Below are 20,393 nucleotides of genomic sequence, written 5' to 3'. Positions count from 1 at the left end.
CCCGCACTCGCACATCACACCTGGCATCCCTCCGGCCCGCCGAGTAGGACTCGGCGGGCCGGAACGGAGATCAACGGGCTGGATTCGCCAACAGTGTCGTTTTGGCGCCGGGGGCCTCATCTGCTGCAGTCGTACGTACTGCCGTATCTCAGACGGTGGTGACGACGTCGTCGTAGGCGAGGCGCGGGGAGCGCGGGTACCAGGCGTCGGCGCCGGGCTTGCCGATGTTGATGACCATCAGCGGGGTGTGGTCGCCGTCCAGGAACTCCTTCTGGACGCCGGCGAAGTCGAGACCGGACATCGGGCCGGCGGCGAGGCCGGCGGCACGCACGCCGATGATGAAGTACGCGGCCTGCAGAGCGGCGTTCAGCGCGGCGGAACCCTCACGGGCGGGACGCTCGGCGAAGAAGAGGTCCTTGGCCTGGGGGAAGGCCGGGAGGAGGGCCGGCAGCTCCTCGTGGAACTCGTTGTCGGCGGAGAGGATCGCGACCAGCGGCGCGGCGGCGGTCTTCGCCTGGTTGCCCTCGGCCATGTGCTTCACGAGGCGCTCACGGGCCTCGGCGGAGCGGACCAGCGTGATGCGCAGCGGGGTCTGGTTGAACGCGGTGGGGCCGTACTTGACCAGGTCGTAGATCGCCTGGACCTGCTCGTCCGAGACCGGCTCGTCGGTGAAGGTGTTCGCGGTGCGGGCCTCGCGGAACAGCAGGTCCTGGGCGGCGGGGTCGAGAACGAGAGACATGACAAACCTTCTGTAGACGTACGCCGGATCCGTCGGGATCGGCTGACTGCGTCGACAGTACAAAGATGAAGTTCAAATTTCAACGAAAATCGGGGGAGGGTGATCCGCTTCACACAGCCTCACGCAAGTGAACTACGTTCCCGCCTCCGCTCCCGCTTCCGTCTCTTCGGACCGCTCCCCGGCCAGGGCCGCGTCGAGTCGCTTGCGCGCCCCCTCCAGCCACTGCCGGCACACCTTGGCGAGCTCCTCGCCGCGCTCCCAGAGCGCGAGGGACTCCTCGAGCGTCGTACCGCCGACCTCCAGTCGCCGTACGACCTCGATCAGCTCGTCCCGCGCCTGCTCATAGCCGAGTGCCTCACTCACGTTGCTGGTCATGCGCCCACCCTAGACATCGACTCGTACAGTGAACTCACCCTCGGCGACCCGCGCCCGCAACGCCTCACCGGCCGCGACCTCGCCCGGATCCCGGACCACCTGCCCGTCGGCCTGCTGCAGCACCGCGTACCCGCGCCGCAGGGTCGCGGCGGGGGAGAGGCCCACCACGCGCGCGTGGGTGTGGGACAGCTCGGAGTCGGCGCGGTCGAGAAGATGGCCCAGGGTGCGCCGCGCCCGATCGGCGAGAGAGGCGACATGGTCGGCCCGCTCGTCGATCAACCGATGCGGATCCTCCATGACGGGCCGCGCGAGGGCGTGCGCGAGCCCGCGTTCCTCCCGCTCGACGAAGGAGTGGACGGACCGCCGGGCCCGGTCGAGCAGCAGCCGCACCCGCTCGTACTCCTCCCCCACGTCCGGTACGACCTTCTTGGCGGCGTCGGTGGGAGTGGAGGCCCGTACATCCGCCACGTGGTCGAGCAGCGGCTGGTCGGGCTCGTGCCCGATGGCGGAGACGACGGGCGTACGACAGGCGGCGACCGCCCGGACGAGCTGCTCGTCGGAGAAGGGCAGCAGATCCTCCACGCTCCCGCCGCCCCGGGCCACCACGATCACATCCACCTCGTCGTGATCGTCCAGCTCCTTCACGGCCTGGACGACCTGCGACACGGCGTGCACGCCCTGCACGGCGACGTTGCGCACCTCGAACCGGACGGCCGGCCAGCGACGCCGGGCGTTCTCCAGAACGTCGCGCTCGGCGGCGGAGGCACGTCCGCAGACGAGCCCGATGAGGTGCGGCAGAAAGGGCAGCGCCTTCTTCCGCTCCGCGGCGAACAGCCCCTCGTTACCGAGGGCCTTCTTCAACTGCTCCAGCCGGACGAGCAGTTCCCCGACCCCGACGGGCCGTATCTCGGTGGCCCGCAACGACAACTGCCCCCGAGGCGCGTACCACTCGGGCTTCGCGAGTACGACGACGCGGGCCCCCTCGCTCACCACATCGGCGACGGCGTCGAACACCTGGCGATAACAGGTGACGCCGACGGAGATGTCGTGTGAGGGGTCACGCAACGTCAGAAACACCACACCGGCGCCGGGCCGCCGCGACAACTGAGTGATCTGCCCCTCGACCCACACGGCACCGAGCCGCTCGATCCACCCCCCGATGAGCCGCGACACCTCACCGACAGGCAGCGGAGCGTCAGCGGACGTATTGAGACCCATACAGCGAGCCTAACGGCCCCGACTGACAGCAGAGGGCGCCTGCACGGACGGCATCCCCGGCCCACCCCCAGCCCGTCCGGCGTTTGAGGACAAGGCCCGTTCAGGGTCGACAGCGGGGGTCTGGGGGCGCAGCCTCCAGCAACAGGATGGGAAGGGTAAGGGCGGCGGGGGCGCAAACCGCACAATCATCGCCACCCCGAGCGCGGCCTTACGATGGTTCACATGACCGCTTCGCCTGGCCGCCGTGTCCTGCTCGCCGCCCCCCGAGGCTACTGCGCGGGCGTGGACCGCGCCGTGATCGCCGTCGAGAAAGCCCTCGAACAGTACGGGGCCCCCATCTACGTCCGGCACGAGATCGTGCACAACAAATACGTCGTACAGACCCTCGAAAAGAAGGGCGCGATCTTCGTCGAGCGGACCGCGGAGGTCCCCGAGGGGTCCATCGTCATGTTCTCCGCGCACGGCGTCGCCCCCGTCGTCCACGACGAGGCCGCCGCCGGCAAACTCGCGACCATCGACGCGACCTGCCCCCTCGTCACCAAGGTCCACAAGGAAGCCGTCCGCTTCGCCAACGAGGACTACGACATCCTCCTGATCGGTCACGAGGGCCACGAAGAGGTCATCGGCACCTCCGGCGAGGCCCCGGACCACATCACGCTGGTCGACGGCCCGAAGGACGTCGCCAAGGTCGAGGTGCGCGACGAGTCGAGGGTGGTCTGGCTGTCCCAGACCACCCTTTCCGTGGACGAGACGATGGAGACCGTCGACGCCCTCAAGGAGAAGTTCCCGCAGCTGATCTCCCCGCCCAGCGACGACATCTGCTACGCCACCCAGAACCGTCAGCTCGCGGTGAAGCAGATGGGCGAGGAGGCGGAGCTGGTGATCGTCGTCGGCTCGAAGAACTCCTCGAACTCGGTCCGTCTGGTCGAGGTCGCGAAGCTCGCCGGCTCCCGCGAGGCGTACCTCGTGGACTTCGCCGACGAGATCGACGAGGCATGGCTGGACGGCGTGTCGACGGTCGGTGTCACCTCGGGCGCGTCGGTCCCCGAGATCCTGGTCGAGCAGGTCCTGGAGTGGCTGTCGCAGCGCGGCTTCGAGGACGTGGAGCTCGTCAAGGCGGCCGAGGAGTCGATCACCTTCTCGCTGCCGAAGGAGCTGCGCCGCGACCTGCGGGCGGAGGCGGCTGCGCTGGTGGCCCAGCGCACGGGTACGGCGCCCGCATCCACCCCCTCGGGTGAGTGACTGTCAGTCGTACGTCGTAGCGTAGCGCCATGCACATCTTTGGCGTGGACATCGGCGGGTCGGGGATCAAGGGCGCCCCTGTGGATCTGGACAGGGGTGACCTCGCGGAGGAGCGCTTCAAGGTGCTCACCCCGCACCCGGCCACACCCGACGCGGTGGCGGACGGCGTGAAGGAGGTCGTCGGCCACTTCGGCTGGACGGGCCCTGTCGGGATCACCTTCCCGGGCGTGGTCACGGACGGCTCGACGATCCGTACGGCGGCGAACGTCGACAAGAACTGGATCGACACGGACGCGCGCGCGTTGCTGAGCGACCGCCTGGGCGGCCTCCCGGTGACGGTACTGAACGACGCGGACGCGGCGGGCGTCGCCGAGATGCGGTTCGGCGCGGGCCGCGACCGCAAAGGCACGGTCGCCCTTCTCACCTTCGGCACGGGCATCGGCAGCGCCCTCTTCACCGAGGGCGTCCTGATCCCGAACACGGAACTGGGCCATCTGGAACTGCATGGCCACGACGCGGAGACCAGGGCGTCCACCAAGGCCAAGGAGGACCACGAGCTGACGTGGGAGCACTGGGCCCAGCGCGTCCAGAAGTACCTGGCCCATGTGGAGATGCTGTTCTCGCCCGAACTGTTCATCATCGGCGGCGGCGTCAGCCGCAAGTCCGCCAAGTTCCTGCCGCTGATCGAGGGGATCAGGGCGGAGATCGTCCCGGCGCAGCTGCAGAACAACGCGGGGATCGTGGGCGCGGCGATGCGTGCGGCCGAGAAGGCGTAACGAGGGGCGTCAAGCAGGGCAACCGGAGGGACGACCCGATGCCTCACACGGGCATACGGGTCCGTCCCGGCCGCCGGTTCATCAGGCGGATCCTCCGTACGACCGCGATGACACCCGCGACGAGCGTCCCCCCGTACAGCCAGCCGGCCTCGGTGGCGAGTGCGGTGACGATGCCCATCAGGCGGGAGAGGAACCCGTCGCCGTCCGCCACCGGCAGCAGGCCCACGGTGAAGGCGATGGGTACGACGACGGGCGCGATCACCAGGTCGGCGCCCCGCACCCAGGCCGCGGTCAGCACGCACACCGGCAGGAACAGTACTCCGTACGCCGTCAGCGACGCCCCGAACAGCAACTGGTCGAGACTGCCGAGCACGAACATCACCGCGGCGCAGAACAGACCGCCGCCGAGACCGGTGAGCCGGGGGTTCGGCATCCGCCGCAGGGCCTGCACGACAGGTGGGGCGGACCGTCGGCCGGTGGCGCCGGGACGGCCACCGCGGGGGGCCGGCGGGGAGCCGCGTCCGGGCCGGGCCGGGCCGGAGTGCGGGGGACGGTGTCGGATCCTGGGTTGCTCCACTGGACCAACCTAGGTGGGCCTCCGCACGGAACAGCCCCTCAGACACGCCGAACAAAACGCGTAGGACACGCCGACGGACAGCGGCCGCGGAAACCCCGTACAAGATCTCTGACAACGCCACGGACGAGCCGACGAACAGACCGTGGCCACGTGTTCGATACGGCGCCGGGCGGGCCCCACGACAGCCCGTAGACTGAGGGATCGTCTCCACCCTCCTCACCCTCCTCTCGTACGGGAAGTCGCAACGTGTCGCTCACGATCGGAATCGTCGGTCTGCCGAATGTCGGCAAGTCGACCATGTTCAACGCCCTGACCAAGAACGACGTGCTGGCGGCCAACTACCCGTTCGCCACGATCGAGCCGAACGTCGGCGTGGTCGGCGTCCCGGACGCGCGCCTCACGAAGCTGGCCGAGATCTTCGGCTCGCAGAAGATCCTTCCGGCGACCGTGGACTTCGTCGACATCGCGGGCATCGTGAAGGGCGCCTCGGAGGGCGAGGGTCTGGGCAACAAGTTCCTGGCGAACATCCGCGAGTCCGACGCGATCTGCCAGGTCATCCGTGCCTTCCAGGACGAGAACGTCGTACACGTCGACGGCAAGGTCTCCCCGAAGGACGACATCGAGACGATCAACACCGAGCTGATCCTCGCCGACCTCCAGACGATCGAGAAGGTCCTGCCGCGCCTCCAGCGGGAGTCGCGCATCAAGAAGGACATCGGCCCGAAGGTCGCGGCGGTCGAGGCGGCGAAGGAGATCCTGGAGAAGGGCGACACCCTGTTCTCCGCCGGCATCGTCCAGGGCTCCGGCAACGAGGAACTCCTTCACGACCTGCACCTCCTCACCACCAAGCCGTTCCTCTACGTCTTCAACGTCGACGAGGACGAGCTGACCGACGAGGACTTCAAGAACGAGCAGCGCGCCCTGGTCGCCCCCGCCGAGGCGATCTTCCTCAACGCCAAGCTGGAGGCGGACCTCGCCGAGCTCGACGAGGAGGAAGCGATGGAGCTCCTGGAGTCGGTCGGCGTCGAGGAGCCCGGCATGGCAACGCTGGCCCGAGTCGGCTTCGACACCCTGGGCCTGCAGACCTACCTGACGGCCGGCCCGAAGGAATCCCGCGCCTGGACCATCAAGAAGGGCGCCACCGCCCCCGAGGCCGCCGGAGTCATCCACACCGACTTCCAGAAGGGCTTCATCAAGGCGGAGGTCATCTCCTTCGACGACCTGGTCGAAATGGGCTCAGTCGCCGAGGCCCGCGCCAAGGGCAAGGCGCGCATGGAGGGCAAGGAGTATGTGATGCAGGACGGGGACGTGGTGGAGTTCCGGTTCAACGTCTAATACGTCCAGAGAAAGGCCGTCTGACCTGCAGTGGAGCGGGTTAGGCGGCCTTTGCCGTCTGCACAGAGTCGGCAGTGTGCTGATGAGTCCGGCACGCGGGGAGCGGCCACGCCGCTTCGTCGACCTGTGGATGTTCAGCGTCATGGCCGCCTTGGTGTGGCCGAGGCGCTTGGAGACCGGCTTCACGGACTCGCCGTGCTTGATCAGTAGGCTGGCGTAGTAGTGCCGGAGGGCCGTGGGGTCCGGTGCCCTTCACTCGGCCGGCCTTCTTGCAGGTGGGCTGGCAGGAGCAGTCCATGAAGTGCGTGTGGACCACGGGTCGCCTGCCGTCGCCCTGCTCTTCGCCACCGGGCCACGAACAGCCGTAAACGGCTCGCAGAGATGAAGCCCCGTCATTGGCGTATCGGCCCAGCGGGCAACGCCATACCCTCCCTGGTCAGATGCTTTCGTACGCGTCGTCGACAGGACTGCCGCCCAAGGTGTGCATGCACAAAACCTGCAGTCCAACTTATTCTGAAATGATCCATTAGAGCATCGAAGGTGTTTGGATAATACCTCTCTGGCTAAAATTGATCATTTTCGATCACAGATAAGAGTTCGGGTTTCGGTGGCCTTAGGATAAAAGGATGACTATTGCTATCACGAAGCCAGAAGAGCCGGAAGGGAAACTGGTCTCACGAATCGTCAAGGTGACCCCCGAAATGGCCAAGACTCACCTGTCCCAGGCTTCGGTTAACAGACGCCTGGATATGGGGCAGGTGAGGTCCCTGGCCGAGGCCATCCGTCGTGGCGAATGGAAGCTGACTCATCAGGGAATTGCCTTCGACGAGGTCGGCGCACTTCTCGATGGCCAACATCGCCTCCACGCGATTATCGAGGCCAACACTCCTGTAGAGATGCTCGTTTTCGAAGGGATGTCAAGGGAAGTTTTCCCGGTTCTCGACACCGGAAAGCGTCGGAGTGCAGCGGATACGCTGCTGTCGACCGGCGCGAAGTACCTGCCACTGCTTTCCTCCACCATCCGGCATGTGATTCTCTTCAAGGCGATTCCGAACGCTCCTTGGAGCGGTTCCCGGTCTCAGGTATCGAACGACCGGATCCTGGCCGCATACAACGGGGATAAAGACAGATACGAGGAGGCGGTGACCATCGGTCGTGATCTTTCCAAGCACCTGTTCGCGACGCAGACGGCGGTTGCGGCGGGGTTCTTTTTGACCACTGAAGTGGCGCCTGCCGCAGACATCGACGAGTGGATCTCGGGACTCAAGTCGGGCGCAAATTTGGATCCTGGCGATGCGCGGCTCGCTCTGCGAGAGGTGCCGAAGGGCACTCAGAAGCGGGGTTCCAGGCGCAGGATGGGCATGCGAGACCAGGTAGCAATCTACATCAAGGCATGGAATGCCTGGGTTGAGCCGGAAGGCGAATTGGTTCTTCGGCGCTTGAAGAAGAGAGAGAAGATGCCGATGCCGGTCGAGGTTAAATTCGATAAATTTAGGGAGGCGTAGTCTCAGAGGAAGTTGCTGCGAACAATCACTTCCCCAGCTTCCCCCAGCACAACTACCTCCCGACTCAGGGACTTGGCAAGCCGCACGACAAAATCGCGCGAAATCGACTGCGAGGTCCCACTGGAACTCCGAGCTGCAATGACTACGCTTTCCCCCTCCCAGGAGGATCGCACAGCCTCCCAGCCGATCTTTGTGAATGAGGATACAATGAACTTCTCTTCGCTGATCCGGCGAATCTCCCGAGAAGGTCGCCGCGGTGTCCCATCCGCCCGTAGTGTGTACCTTTCGATCTCCGCGATACGGTGATCGAGCTGTCGAGAAATAAGGAGGATCTCCTCCGTCATGTCAGCTTCGGATCGTTGCACCTTCTTTGAAATGTAATCTCTCGATGAAATTGCGCCGATGCTCCTGATGTCGTTATCGAACTCCGGCCAACTTCTCAGGAAGGCGCGTTCCAGCCTTTCGCGCGGGATTGTCAGGTTGCCCGAGACCTCATTGATGTCGACAAGAAGTTTCTGTACGTCGTCTTTGTTTTCCCCGATGACGGCCTGGAACTGACTGAGAGGGCTGATGAGGTCGGTGGTTTTCATGCCAATCAGGAACGGGACGACGTAGCTGCCCTCGACTTGTTTGGAAAGGGCCCCGGCTTCGAAATTTATCCAAGGTGAAGCTTGGTTCTCCGGGGTTACGCAGATGATGCCGAAATTTGTCTCGGAAAGCTCGTCGGTAATCTCTCGAACCCCTCTCCTTCCGGCAGAAATGTCCAGGCTGGAAAGCCAGGGGTTGATGTATTGGAGAACGTCCGGTAACCAGGACCGTAGGGTCTCAGCGGCCTTCTTGGAGCGCGCTCCGGACCAGCTCAGGAATAATTTTATGGCGGGTTCCCAATTTCAATCGTTATGCTTATTGATGGAATCCGACCCGATCGTCCTCACGCGCCACCTTGAGGAGTAGTGTCTGTTCCTCCTTGAGTGATCCGTATGACTCTCGGACGTAGGACAGAAACTGGTTTCCCGGATGGCGAATCAGGGTGGATTTACTCGGGCCGGCTCCGTCCCAGTTCGCCAGAAGGACGTCGTAGGTCGCTGCGTGTGCGCAGAATTCCAGGACCACGGGCGGCATTTCTCTCCCGATGATCAGGTCTCCCCGGGCGGTGATAATATCCCGTATTTTCTGGGCCGTCGGGGCGAACACTGTTTCTACCCACGTGCGCCAACGTGCTTCTTCTGACTCCGGCAGCTGAATATCGGCCCGGCCTGCACCAATGGGTCGAATGTAGTGTCTGTAATATTCGGCCCACGCTCTCTCGTTTGTCTCTGTGAGAACGAGAAGGGGCCCGTAGAGGTCTTTTAACTGACTGCTCACCCGGTCGATTCGCGCTTCCCTTTGAGACCTTCGAGTCTCTGCTCGATGGTTCAGCCAGTAGGCCATGACGGCAATAAGGATGCTGGCGCAGGCAGTTACCATTGATGCGATCATCGGAGTCTCCATGACGCTGCTTCGTATGGTAGTGAAGCATGACGCAGGAGGATCCCGCCACCTTGCGAACAGTGCCGTTTCGGTATTTGGAGAAACAGCCGTCAGGAATTGGCTAATATTATCTTCCGACTATTACTGTGCTGATTCCATCCTTCGCGATGACGGATGCACATGCCGCAAATAGTTGTCGTCGGTTGCACCGGTCGGCCTTGGATTCTTGATGTATCGCGGCAGAGTGAGCAGCGATCAGCCGCGCTGCCCACCCCGGCCCTGCGCGGCGGAGTCGACTGTCCGGAGCTCGATCCTGTCCGGCCCTGGCGATCTGATGACCGCCTGGCGGCTGTGGGTGCCCTGTACGTGAACCTGGACCCACTGAAGTAAGATTCCATCTACGTAAGAACTCATCTACGTTCCGCTGGAGTATGTCGTGGAGTTCCGGGGCCGGGTCGGGGATCTTGAACTGTTGGCCGGGCAGTACCGGACAGTGGCCGATGGTGGGGGCGCCACCCGTGGGCGGGCCGTGATCATGACGGGCCGTCGCCGAGTGGGGAAGTCTCGGCTGGTCCAGGAGTTCTGTGATCGTTCGGGAGCGCCGTACGTGGTGTTTCAGGCCACCCGGGGGCGCAATCCTGTGGCGGAACGCGCCGATTTCGCCGCGACCCTCGCGCAGTCGCTGTTGCCAAAGGGGGAACTGTTCGCCGGCCTTCAGCCGCAGGACTGGAACCAGGCCCTGCGTTCGCTCGCGCTTGCGGTACCCGACGACTCTCCCAGCATCGCGGTGATTGACGAGGTGCCCTGGCTGGTCGAGCAGGATCAGGAATTCGAGGGCGCACTCCAGACTGTCTGGGACCGGCACCTGTCTTCCAAGCCCGTGCTTCTGCTGTTGGTCGGCAGTGATACCTCGGTGATGGAGGCACTGCAGTCGTACGGGCGCCCGTTTTTCGGCCGTGCGGCGAAAATGACCGTCCGTCCTCTGAATCTGGCCGATGTGCAGGCCATGACTGAACTCGACGCCGCCGCAGCAGTCGATGCTCAGTTGATCACCGGCGGATTCCCCGAGATCGTGCAGTCGTGGACGCCCGGAATGGGGCGCATGGCGTTCTTGCGGGCGTCGGTCGCCAACCCGCTCTCGCCCCTGCTGATGGCGGGCGAGTTGTCCCTGCTGGGCGAGTTCCCCGAGGCTTCGCACTCGCGGGCCGTACTGGAAGCGGTCGGCAGTGGTGAGCGCACTTTCAGCACCATCGCAGCCCGGGTGGGTGGCACCGGCGCACTGCCGTCGGGCACGCTCTCCCCGCTGTTGGGCACGTTGCAGACCAAGCGAGTTCTGGCCGCCGATCTCCCTTTGTCCGTCAAGCCGGACAGCAAGAACAAGCGTTACCGCATTGCCGACCCGTATCTGCGGTTCTGGCTGGCCTTCCTGGCACGTGCGATCCCCCTCATCGAGCGTGGTCGCGGCGACCTGGCGCTGGAACGCATCGAGCGGTCCTGGGCCACTTGGCGCGGACGGGCGGTCGAGCCGCTGATTCGCGAGGCATTGCTGCGTCTGATGCCGAACGACGAGTGGCCAGACACCGAGGCCGTCGGCGGTTGGTGGAACCGTCAGAACAACCCCGAGATCGACCTCATTGGTGCGGACCGTGAGCCGGTAGCTCGGCAGGTGCACTTCGTCGGGTCGGTCAAGTGGCTGGAGAACCAGCCCTTCGGGCTCCATGAGTACGACGCCTTGGTACGGGACATGCTCGCCGTCCCCGGCACCACCCCGGCCACTCCTCTGGTGGCCGTTTCCCGCTGCGGGGTGGCCGATGATCTGCCCCTCCATGCTCGCTGGGGGCCGGAAGACCTCGTACGGGCGTGGCAGCCTCGATAGTCGCGGAACATGTCGCGGCCGGCGGTAAGACCGTAAGCAGTCCGAGCGTGGTGACCGGCGTCGGCGCTGGTCGGCGCGGCCAGTCAGACCCGGTTGAGTTCTTCTGCGTGTCGGGGCCATCGCCGGAGGAAACCGCGGGAGGCGCGCCGCAGGCCGGGCGCGCTCTGCGCGCTGAGCGGCTGACCTGCGGGCCCCCTCGGCGGCGTTCGCGCATCTGCCCAACCCCTCGCACCAGCAGAGTTGTGCATTATCTTGACGGCCGTAATAAATGGGCCCTACATTCCTCCACGTCTTCGTTCAATGCACTGAGCGCCTGTTCGGCCCCGCGCCGTAACCCGCCCCCCACCAGGAGCCGCTCCATGCCCGCAGACACCCGTCGTCGTGCCCATCACACGCCCCGAATCCGCACCCGCTCCCGCGTCGCCCTGGCCGTCGTGGCCGCGCTGACCTCCGTGGCGCTCACCGGCCTCCCCTCCGCCGCCGACCAGCCCGAAGCCGCAGTCGTCGCCGGGCACCTCACCGGCACCCTCTCCGACGGGGCCGTCTGGATCGCCGACGTGCCCGACCACTGGAACGGCACCCTTCTGGTGTTCAGTCACGGCTTCGGTGCCCTGGTCGCGAGCAACGCTCCCAGTGAGGCCGTACGTACCGCGTTGCTCGCCAAGGGGTATGCGATGGCCGGATCGTCGTACGACCCGAACGGGTCGATGTGGGCCCTGAACAGCGCCGAACGCGACCAGTTCGCCACCATCGACGCCGTCGCCGCGAAGATCGGCAAGCCGACGCGCACGCTGGCCGTCGGCAGTTCGATGGGCGGCCTCGTCAACGCGCAGCTGGCCCGGGACGGCGGCGGGCGCATCGACGGCGCGCTCGGTCAGTGCGGGCTGGTCGCGGGGGCCACCGACCTGGAGAACTACCAGTTGGACGCCGAGTACACGCTCGCCCGGCTGCTGCTGCCCGCACAGGACGTGAAACTCGTACGGTTCGGCACGGCCGCCGAGGCCGCCGCCACCGCCGACCTGCTCACCAAGGCGGTCACCGCCGCCCAGGCCACCCCCCAGGGCCGCGCCCGGATCGCACTGGCCGCCGCCTTCCTCAACCTGCCCGCCTGGGCGCCCGGAAAGGACCGGCCCGCCCCGACCGACTGGGCAGGCCAGCAGGAGCAGCAGTACGCGTGGTTCGCGCAGGGCATCCTGACGTTCGTCGAGGGCGGCCGGTACGCCATCGAGCAGTCCGTCGGCGGCAACAACTCCTGGAACCGGGGCGTCGACTACGCCGACCTGCTCGCCGCCTCCCCGCACGCGCCCCAGGTGCGTGCCCTCTACCGGGCGGCCGGCCTCGACCTGCGCGCCGACCTGCGCACCCTCACCGCGGGCGCCACGGTCACCGCCGATCCCGCCGCCGTCCGCACAGCGCGCCGGACTTCGTCGGCGGGCCAGGGGCTCGAGGTGCCCCTGCTCAACATGCACACCACCGCCGACAACCTCGTCCCGGTGGAGCAGGAGAACCGCTTCGCCGCGCGCGTGCGCGCCTCGGGAGACGGCGCGTTGCTGCGGCAGGCCTACGTCGAGCGGCAGGGCCACTGCGCCTTCACGACCGCCGAGACGGTGGCCGCCCTGCACGCCCTCGAACACCGCGTCGACACCGGCCGCTGGGACGACGTGGCGACGTCGGCCGCGCTCCAGAAGTCCGCGACCGCGCTCGGCCTGGGCGGGGCGGCGTACGTCCCGTACCGCCCGGCGAACCTGTCGGTCGGCCGCGACACCCCGGCACACCCGGCCCGGCACTGACGAGGACCCTCGACAGGGCGGGCCCTCAGACGCGCGACCCCTGGGACGCGGCCATGGCCTCGCTCCAGGGCTGGAAGGTCTCGGCGACCTGGCGCAGGCGCAGGGCTTCCAGCGTTTCCAGTTGCCGTTCGGCGCGTTCGAGGAGGCTGTCGAGGCGTCCGGGGTCGAGGCGGTCGTCGGCGTCGGCCAGCCGGCGCAGCGTCCGCCAGGCGGCGGCCTTTCCCTCCACGCCCAGCCGCAGCAGCTCCAGCTCCAGCATGGGAGCGAGCGGAGACCGGCGTACGACCCGGCCGTTGGCCTTGAGGCGGCCCACTCGCTCGGCCAGCCGGCCCGCGACGATCTTGTAGTGGCGTACGGGGACGTCGAGCGACCGCATGATGTGCAGCAGGTCGGCGCGGTCCTCGGCGATCTCGTCGGCGATCGGCCCCACGGCGTCGGAGAGCGCCGGATCCCGCTCGGCCTCGGACTCGGCGAGGGACCGGGCCCGGTCCGTACCGAGGGTGGCACCGGCGAGATGGTCGTTGAGGTAGATGCCGAGCAGGTCGGCGTCGGTTTGGTTCGGGCGGCGGTCGTGCACGAGACCACTTCCTTTCGGGATATCCATCTATTCGGACAGATGGGCTCCGAGTACCCCGGGAGGCCCGGAGACCAGGCGGGGCCTCACGGGAGAGGAGTGCCGCCCGTCGCGTTCAGGATCTCCGCGGTGACGAAACTCGCCTGCGGCGAGGCGAGGAAGACGAACGCCGGTGCGATCTCCGCCGGTTGGGCGGGCCGCCCGAGGGGTGACTGTTTGCCGAACTCGGCCGTGTCCGGGAGCGTCGCCGGGATCAGGGGTGTCCATACGGGGCCGGGTGCCACGGCGTTGACGCGCACGCCGTCGGCGGCCACCATCTGCGCGAGGCCCTGCGTGAAGGTCACGATGGCACCCTTCGTCATCGCGTAGTCGAGCAGATGCGGACTCGGCTTGTACGCCTGCACGGACGTGGTGTTGATGACGGAACCCCCGGCCGGGATGTGCGGCAGGGCCAGCTTGCAGAGCCAGAACATGCCGTACAGGTTCGTGCGCACCACACGGTCGAATTGCTCCGTGGAGATCGCTTCGATGCCGTCCGGCTGGGACATCTGGTAGGCAGCGTTGTTGACGAGGATGTCGATCCGGCCGAACTCGTCGACGGCATGCTCCACCAGCCGGCGGCACTGCTCCTCCTCGCGGATGTCGCAGACCACTGCGACGGCCTTGCGGCCCGCCTCCTCGATGAGGCGTGTGGTCTCGGCGGCCTCCTGGTCCTCCTCCGGCAGGTGGGTGAACAGGACGTCGGCGCCCTCGCGGGCGTAGGCGAGGGCCACGGCGCGGCCGATACCGGAGTCGCCGCCGGTCACCACCGCCTTACGGTCGCGCAGGAGGCCGCTGCCTTCGTAGGAGTCCTCGCCGTGGTCCGGTGGCGGGTCCATCGGGCCGGTCCAGCCGGGGTGCTGCTGGTCCTGCTGCGGGAAGTCGGGGCGGGGATGCTTGTCGGTGGGGTTCTCGGGCACGGGAACTGCTCCTCGGTCGTGGGCGGACGGGAGGGCGGGCACCCCCTTCCGAGGGGGCGGGCCACTCCCCGGAGTGCCCCCGACGGCGTGATCCACACGGACCGTTCGTCACCGGGTTCCCGACAGGGCGACAGGGTTCGTACGCGTGTGCGTGGTGAGAGCGCATGGTGGGGCGAGGGCCCGTTTGAGGCGGGGAGAGAGGGGCACCTGGTGCGCAGGTGCTTGGGATCACAGGCCCGCAGCGGGAGGCCGGCGACCGGCCGACATCGGGTGCGTGCCGCCCGGAGCTCTCCCGCCGCAACCTCCGTTTCTTCGGATTTCCTCAGGTTTCCTCAAGGGAGAGCTCTCATGCTGATGGCCCACCCCGCCGTCCTCGCCGACCTGCTCGAGCGGTACGAGATCCTGCGCGCCCGCCACGACGAGCAGAACAACGCCCAGACACTCCAGCGCCTGAACGACGTCTCCTACACCCTGTGCGTCGCCACCGGCACCAGAGACATCACCTCCGCGCTGACAGCCGCCCGCCACCGGGTCCTGGGCGCCGGATCGAAGACCGACGCCGACGCCGTCAAGGCCGGCCCCGTCAAAGCCGACCTCTGACGGCGCCGCGAGGGACAGCGGACATGGACGTTTCAGTCGACCGGATCGCGCGGCCCTGGGGCAGCCGTACCCCGTACGGCAGGCACGAGCCGTGGCCCGTGCGTGTGGACACGTACCTTGAGGCGGGCGTCGATCCGGGGCTCGTGCAGCGGTGGGTGCAGACCGCCTCGCTCCTCCACTCCGACGGCGACGCGATGGACATCGCGGTGGTCGACGGAAGGATGGTGGGCGTCCGAGGCCGTGCGCAGGACCGCGTCAACCGCGGCCGGCTGGGACCCAAGGACCTCTTCGCCTGGCAGGCCAACGCCTCCCCGGACCGTCTGACCAGGCCCCTCATCCGCCAGGACGGACGGCTCGTGGAATGCGACTGGGACACCGCGATGGAGCGGATCGTCACCCGCTCGCGGGATCTGCTGCGGGAACGGGGCCCGGGATCCATCGGGTTCTACACCAGCGGGCAGCTGTTCCTGGAGGAGTACTACACGCTCGCGGTGCTGGCCCGGGCCGGGATCGGCACCAACCACCTCGACGGCAACACCCGGCTGTGCACGGCCACCGCCGCCGAGGCGCTGAAGGAGTCCTTCGGCTGTGACGGACAGCCGGGCAGCTTCGACGACATCGACGACGCCGACGTGATCGCGCTGTTCGGGCACAACATCGCCGAGACGCAGCCCGTGCAGTGGATGCGCGTCCTGGACAGGCTGGAGGGCGGCGACTCGACCGACTTGCGTCTGCTGTGCGTCGACCCGCGCCCCACGCCGGTGGCCCGGCGGGCGACCGTGCACCTCGCGCCGCGCGGTGGCACGAACGTGGCCCTGCTCAACGCCCTCCTGCACGAGATCATCCGTACGGACCGCGTCGACCACGACTACATCGAGGCGCACACGGTCGGCTACGAGGAACTGGCCTCCCAGGTGCAGAAGTGCACCCCCGCGTGGGCTGCCGGGATCTGCGACCTGCCCGCCGCCCGGATCACAGAGGCCGCGGAGCTCCTCGGCAGCGCCGACCGGCTCCTGTCGACGGTGCTGCAAGGCGTCTACCAGTCGCACCAGGCCACGGCCGCGGCCGTACAGATCAACAACCTGCACCTGATCCGCGGCATGCTCGGACGGCCGGGCGCCGGCGTGCTGCAGATGAACGGGCAGCCCACCGCCCAGAACACCCGTGAGTGCGGTGCGAACGGAGACCTGCCCGGATTCCGGAACTGGCAGAACGACGACCACGTCACCGACCTGGCCCGGGTGTGGAACGTGGACCCGAAAACCATCCCGCACTACGCGCCCCCCACTCACGCGATGCAGATGTTCCGCTACGCCGAGCAGGGCTCGATCCGCATGCTCTGGATCAGCGGCACCAACCCGGCGGTGTCCCTGCCGGAGCTGTCCCGCATCCGGTCGATCCTCGAACAGGAGCGGCTCTTCGTCGTCGTCCAGGACCTGTTCCGCACCGAGACCGCCCAGCTCGCCGACGTGGTCCTGCCCGCCGCCACCTGGGGCGAGAAGACGGGGACGTTCACCAACGCCGACCGCACGGTCCACCTGTCCGACAAGGCGGTGGACCCACCCGGCGAAGCCAGGCCCGACCTGGACATCCTCCTCGACTACGCGACCCGGATGGACTTCCGCGACAAGGACGACGGCCCCCTCATCACCTGGCACGACCCGGAGTCCGCCTTCGAGGCGTGGAAACGGTGCAGCGCCGGGCGCCCCTGCGACTACACCGGGCTGACCTACGACAAGCTGCGCGGCGGAAGCGGCATCCAGTGGCCCTGCGACGAGCAGGCCCCCGACGGCACCCCACGCCTCTACACCGACGGAGTCGACTGGGCCCACCCCGACCTCTGCGAGTCGTACGGCAAGGACCTGGCCACCGGAGCCTCGGACGAAGCCGTCGACTACCGCGCCCTCAACCCCGAAGGCCGGGCCGTGCTCAAGGCCGCCGCATACCTGCCGCCGCACGAGGAGCCCGCCGACGAGTACCCGTTCCAGCTGGTCACAGGCCGTACCCTCTACCACTTCCACACCCGTACGAAGACCGGGCGCACGCCCCAGCTCAACGCCGCCGCCCCCGATGTGTGGGTCGAGGCATCCGTGACCGACGCGGCCGGGCTCGGCCTGCACGAAGGCGACCTGGTCGACGTCACCACCCCGCGCGGCTCCGTACGCGCGCGACTGCGCGTCACCGACATCCGCGCCGGTCTGCTGTTCCTCCCCTTCCACTACGGCTACTGGGACACCAGGGCCGGAAGCGGCCCCGACGATGCCACACCCGGGCGGGCGGCGAACGAGGCGACCATCACCGACTGGGACCCGGTCTCCAAGCAGCCTCTGTTCAAGACGGGCGCCGCCGCCCTCCACCTCGCCGCACGCGCGGACGGCCACCGCGCCCCCGCCCCGACCACCACCGCGTCGGCCCCCGCCCGCACCGACTCCGTTCCGGCCACCACGGGCGGCCGGGAGGCCCTTGTCACGGAGGCGACCGAATGAACGGCGTCGGCCTCACCCTGCGCGCTCTTCACCAGGGCGAGGAGCACCTCGCCGACCGCCTGACGACGATGGCCGAACGCCACCGCGAGGAGCACGAGGTCCACCACGTCGCCACCGACCTAGCCCGATGGTCCCGGGAACACGCGGAGCGCCTGGCGGAAACCGCCCGGGAACGCGACGCCGACCTCGCCCCGGGCCCCGACGACCCGCCCGCTCGGCTGACGGAGCGCCGCCCCGAGCCGGGACTGCTGCTCCTGCGCGACCTGCGGGAACTGCACCTGGCCGCCACGGAGAACTCCCTGCTCTGGGAGATGCTCGCCCAGGTGGCCCAGGCCACCGACGACGACGAACTGCTCACCCTGGCCTCGGCGTGCCATCCCCGGACCCTGCGGCAGATGCGCTGGACCAACACCATGATCAAGACCCTGTCCCCGCAGATCCTTTCCAGCGTGTGACGAGTCGGGCCCACTCCGTCGGGTACGTCGTGGTTCCGTTTCGGCCCTGCGGAAGCGTGTGCCACCTGCGGAAGCCGCTGCCCGTCTAGGCTGCTGCCCGAACGACAGAGCAACTGATCGGGTTGGCGCGTAAGCGGACAGTGGTCTACATGGTCTACGGGAGGGCTGACTCATGAGCAGGGTCTGGTTCATCACCGGCGCGAGCAGCGGTTTCGGACGGGCCGTCGCCGAGGCGGCGGTCGCCGCCGGTGACGTGGTCATCGGTGCCGCACGGCGTACGGGGGCGTTGGACGGCTTCGTGGCCGCCCATCCCAAACAGGTCCAGGCGCTGCGCATGGACGTCACCGACCTGGCCGCGGTGGACACCGCCGTACAGGATGTCCTCGCGTGGCACGGGCGGATCGATGTGCTCGTCAATAACGCGGGACGTACCCATGTGGGCGCGGTCGAGGAGACCACCGACGCCGAGCTCCGTGCCCTGTTCGATCTGCATGTGTTCGGGCCCGCCGCCCTCGTACGCGCCGTGCTGCCGCACATGCGGCAACGGGGCTCGGGCGCGATCGTGCAGATGAGCAGCGTGGGCGGACAGCTCTCCGCCCCGGGCTTCGGGGCGTACAGCGCGACCAAGTTCGCGTTGGAGGGGATGTCCGAGGCGCTCGCGGCGGAGGTCCGGCAGTTCGGGATCAAGGTGCTGATCGTCGAACCGGGAGCCTTCAGGACCGAGTTGTTCGACGGCGGCCGGGCGGGCCACAGCCGGGACCTCGGCGTCTACACCCGTACGGTCGGCGAGACGCGCCGGATGATCGCGGAGGGCGACGGCTCCCAGGCCGGCGACCCGGCGAAGGCCGCGGCCCTGATCCTCGCCGCCCTGGACGCCGACGCCGGGCACACCCCGCTGCGCCTGCCCCTCGGCGACGACGCGGTCACCGGCGTACTAGGCCATCTCGATCAGGTACGGGGTGACGTCGCCGGCTGGGAGAAGCGCGCGAGGGCGACGGGATTCGACGACGCGTGACGCTTCGGCGGAGCGGAGTCTCAGGCCGGTGAGGCCGGCGCCAGGCCCGTCTTGAGTCCCGCTCCGCACAACGGCACCACCGCCGTGCGCGCCCCGAGCGCCCCCTCGCGTACGGCCGCCCAGCAGGCCACTCCGGTCGACTCCACGTACAGCCCCTGGGACGCCAAGTCCAGCTGCGCGTGTCGGAGCTGATCCTCCGTCACCGTGAGAAACGTCCCGCCGGACTCCCGTACCGCGCGCAGGATCTGGCGGGCCCGGGGCGGGTCGGGGATCGCGATGCCCTCCGCGAGGGTGGGCGTCGCCGGGGGCGGAGTCGTCCTCGTGAGGTCGGCGGCGCCCTCCGCCCAGGCGTGCGCCAGCGGGGCGACCGTGGCGGCCTGTACGGCGTACAGAGCGGGGCGCCGGTCGATGAGGCCCGCCGAGTGCAGTTCGGCCACGGCGAGTGCGGCGCCCAGCAGCAGGGTGCCGTTGCCGACCGGGACGACGATGACGTCCGGGAGAAGGCCGCCCATGTCCTCCCACAGCTCGTGCACGTACGTCTTCGTGCCATGCAGGAAGTACGGGTTGTGGACATGGGAGGCGTAGAAGGTGCCCGGGGCGTCCGCCGCCTCGCGGGCCGCCGCCGCGGTGGCCGCCCGGTCCCCCTCGACCAGGTTCACGTGGGCGCCGTGGGCCTGGATCTGCTCCAGCTTCTTCACGGAGGTGCCCTCGGGGACGTACACCGTGCAGGGCAGCCGGGCGCGGGCACAGTACGCGGCGATCGCCGTCCCCGCGTTGCCGCTGCTGTCGGCGATCACCTGTTCCGGGGCCAGCCGCAGAGCGAGCTCCGCCAGGAGGACCGCGCCCCGGTCCTTGAAGGAGAGGGTCGGCATCAGGAAGTCGAGCTTGGCCGAGATGCCGTCACGGAGTTCGACGAAGGGGGTGCGGCCCTCTCCGAGGGTGGTCGTGGGGGAGGCGAGGGGAAGCGTTTCCGCGTAGCGCCAGAGGGAGTTGACCCTGCCGGTGAGGGACTTGAGGGGGGCCGGGGTCGGTGCGAAGTCGAGGTCCAGGGGGCCTCGACAGAGGGGGCAGCACCAGGCGAGGGTGCCGGCGGGGACGCGGGTGCCGTCCGCGGGGCAGTAACAGTCCGGCAGAGGGGTCATGTACGCAGGGTAGGTGCGGGCGGGTTTTCCCGCGCCGAGGGAGGGTGCCGGTGTCTCGCCCGAGGCATCCGCACCACCCGGCGTTTGACGACGAGGCTCCTCCAGCCCGGGTCGTGTTTCCGGCCCACCCGCCCGTGCGCCGTCTCTATCCAGCCCCGGCCCAGGTCCCTCAGCCCGTCCGGCGTTTGAGGACGAGGCCCCTTCGGGGCCGATCGCGGGGGGCCGGGGGCGGTAGCCCCAGGGATGGGACGGGTAGGGG

Annotated in this window: 19 protein-coding genes; 10 read left to right on the top strand and 9 right to left on the bottom strand. The window is 68.0% G+C overall.

Features of this window, described 5'->3' with window-relative positions; all coding sequences use genetic code 11:
- Positions 1–148: 148 nt before the first annotated feature.
- The 3 genes from ADL01_RS07345 to xseA form a co-directional block, all read right to left on the bottom strand.
- A complete protein-coding gene (locus ADL01_RS07345) occupies positions 149–739 on the bottom strand; it encodes a malonic semialdehyde reductase (protein WP_053741085.1) in 591 nt (196 codons plus the stop codon).
- Positions 740–871: 132 nt separating this feature from the next.
- Positions 872–1,114, bottom strand: coding sequence for an exodeoxyribonuclease VII small subunit (locus tag ADL01_RS07340; RefSeq protein WP_053741084.1), 243 nt, complete (start codon positions 1,112–1,114; stop codon positions 872–874).
- A gap of 9 nt (positions 1,115–1,123) precedes the next feature.
- Entirely contained in the window at positions 1,124–2,332 is a 1,209-nt protein-coding gene (gene xseA / locus ADL01_RS07335; protein ID WP_053741083.1) for an exodeoxyribonuclease VII large subunit, read from the bottom strand.
- Positions 2,333–2,545: 213 nt separating this feature from the next.
- On the opposite strand from xseA, the gene ADL01_RS07330 reads away from it, so the two are divergent.
- Both ADL01_RS07330 and ppgK read left to right on the top strand, forming a co-directional pair.
- Positions 2,546–3,574: a 4-hydroxy-3-methylbut-2-enyl diphosphate reductase gene (locus tag ADL01_RS07330; RefSeq protein WP_053741082.1), complete on the top strand. Its 1,029-nt coding sequence runs from the start codon at positions 2,546–2,548 to the stop codon at positions 3,572–3,574.
- A gap of 29 nt (positions 3,575–3,603) precedes the next feature.
- Entirely contained in the window at positions 3,604–4,350 is a 747-nt protein-coding gene (gene ppgK / locus ADL01_RS07325) for a polyphosphate--glucose phosphotransferase (RefSeq protein WP_053741081.1), read from the top strand.
- Positions 4,351–4,393: 43 nt separating this feature from the next.
- Here the strand turns inward: ppgK and ADL01_RS07320 are convergent, their stop codons facing one another.
- Positions 4,394–4,783 (bottom strand): DUF6542 domain-containing protein, encoded by a 390-nt coding sequence (locus ADL01_RS07320; RefSeq protein WP_053741086.1) that lies wholly within the window; start codon positions 4,781–4,783, stop codon positions 4,394–4,396.
- A gap of 390 nt (positions 4,784–5,173) precedes the next feature.
- Between ADL01_RS07320 and ychF the strand changes: the two genes are divergently transcribed.
- Positions 5,174–6,262, top strand: coding sequence for a redox-regulated ATPase YchF (ychF, locus tag ADL01_RS07315; protein ID WP_053741080.1), 1,089 nt, complete (start codon positions 5,174–5,176; stop codon positions 6,260–6,262).
- Positions 6,263–6,888: 626 nt separating this feature from the next.
- Positions 6,889–7,767 carry a hypothetical protein gene (locus tag ADL01_RS07310; RefSeq protein WP_063783475.1) on the top strand — a complete coding sequence of 293 codons (879 nt, stop codon included), beginning with the start codon at positions 6,889–6,891 and terminating at the stop codon, positions 7,765–7,767.
- A 2-nt stretch (positions 7,768–7,769) separates the two neighbouring features.
- On the opposite strand, the gene ADL01_RS07305 is transcribed toward ADL01_RS07310, so the two are convergent.
- Entirely contained in the window at positions 7,770–8,630 is an 861-nt protein-coding gene (locus ADL01_RS07305) for a TIR domain-containing protein (RefSeq protein WP_234354535.1), read from the bottom strand.
- A gap of 40 nt (positions 8,631–8,670) precedes the next feature.
- Positions 8,671–9,246: a hypothetical protein gene (locus ADL01_RS44545; RefSeq protein ID WP_159049471.1), complete on the bottom strand. Its 576-nt coding sequence runs from the start codon at positions 9,244–9,246 to the stop codon at positions 8,671–8,673.
- A gap of 427 nt (positions 9,247–9,673) precedes the next feature.
- On the opposite strand from ADL01_RS44545, the gene ADL01_RS07295 reads away from it, so the two are divergent.
- Positions 9,674–11,113 carry an ATP-binding protein gene (locus ADL01_RS07295; RefSeq protein WP_053741076.1) on the top strand — a complete coding sequence of 480 codons (1,440 nt, stop codon included), beginning with the start codon at positions 9,674–9,676 and terminating at the stop codon, positions 11,111–11,113.
- A 359-nt stretch (positions 11,114–11,472) separates the two neighbouring features.
- Positions 11,473–12,903 (top strand): hypothetical protein, encoded by a 1,431-nt coding sequence (locus tag ADL01_RS07290; protein WP_053741075.1) that lies wholly within the window; start codon positions 11,473–11,475, stop codon positions 12,901–12,903.
- Between the two features lie 25 nt (positions 12,904–12,928).
- Here ADL01_RS07290 and ADL01_RS07285 read toward each other — a convergent pair whose 3' ends face one another.
- Entirely contained in the window at positions 12,929–13,507 is a 579-nt protein-coding gene (locus ADL01_RS07285; protein WP_053741074.1) for a hypothetical protein, read from the bottom strand.
- A gap of 56 nt (positions 13,508–13,563) precedes the next feature.
- Positions 13,564–14,436, bottom strand: coding sequence for an SDR family oxidoreductase (locus ADL01_RS07280; RefSeq protein WP_053741073.1), 873 nt, complete (start codon positions 14,434–14,436; stop codon positions 13,564–13,566).
- Between the two features lie 348 nt (positions 14,437–14,784).
- Here ADL01_RS07280 and ADL01_RS07275 point away from each other — a divergent pair, with 348 nt between their 5' ends.
- The 4 genes from ADL01_RS07275 (at position 14,785) to ADL01_RS07260 (ending at position 18,992) form a co-directional block, all read left to right on the top strand.
- Positions 14,785–15,036: a DUF5133 domain-containing protein gene (locus ADL01_RS07275; protein ID WP_053741072.1), complete on the top strand. Its 252-nt coding sequence runs from the start codon at positions 14,785–14,787 to the stop codon at positions 15,034–15,036.
- Between the two features lie 23 nt (positions 15,037–15,059).
- A complete protein-coding gene (locus tag ADL01_RS07270) occupies positions 15,060–17,522 on the top strand; it encodes a molybdopterin oxidoreductase family protein (RefSeq protein ID WP_053741071.1) in 2,463 nt (820 codons plus the stop codon).
- Positions 17,519–17,977 (top strand): hypothetical protein, encoded by a 459-nt coding sequence (locus ADL01_RS07265; protein ID WP_053741070.1) that lies wholly within the window; start codon positions 17,519–17,521, stop codon positions 17,975–17,977. Before ADL01_RS07270 ends, ADL01_RS07265 begins: the two co-directional genes overlap by 4 nt.
- A 172-nt stretch (positions 17,978–18,149) precedes the next feature.
- Complete coding sequence (locus tag ADL01_RS07260; RefSeq protein ID WP_053741069.1) at positions 18,150–18,992, top strand: SDR family NAD(P)-dependent oxidoreductase; 843 nt, start codon at positions 18,150–18,152, stop codon at positions 18,990–18,992.
- Positions 18,993–19,012: 20 nt separating this feature from the next.
- Here the strand turns inward: ADL01_RS07260 and ADL01_RS07255 are convergent, their stop codons facing one another.
- A complete protein-coding gene (locus tag ADL01_RS07255) occupies positions 19,013–20,134 on the bottom strand; it encodes a pyridoxal-phosphate dependent enzyme (RefSeq protein ID WP_053741068.1) in 1,122 nt (373 codons plus the stop codon).
- Positions 20,135–20,393: the final 259 nt, after the last annotated feature.

Source organism: Streptomyces sp. NRRL WC-3618 (assembly GCF_001280005.1).
GTDB lineage: Bacteria > Actinomycetota > Actinomycetes > Streptomycetales > Streptomycetaceae > Streptomyces.
This window is presented reverse-complemented; position numbering and strand designations above follow the sequence as displayed.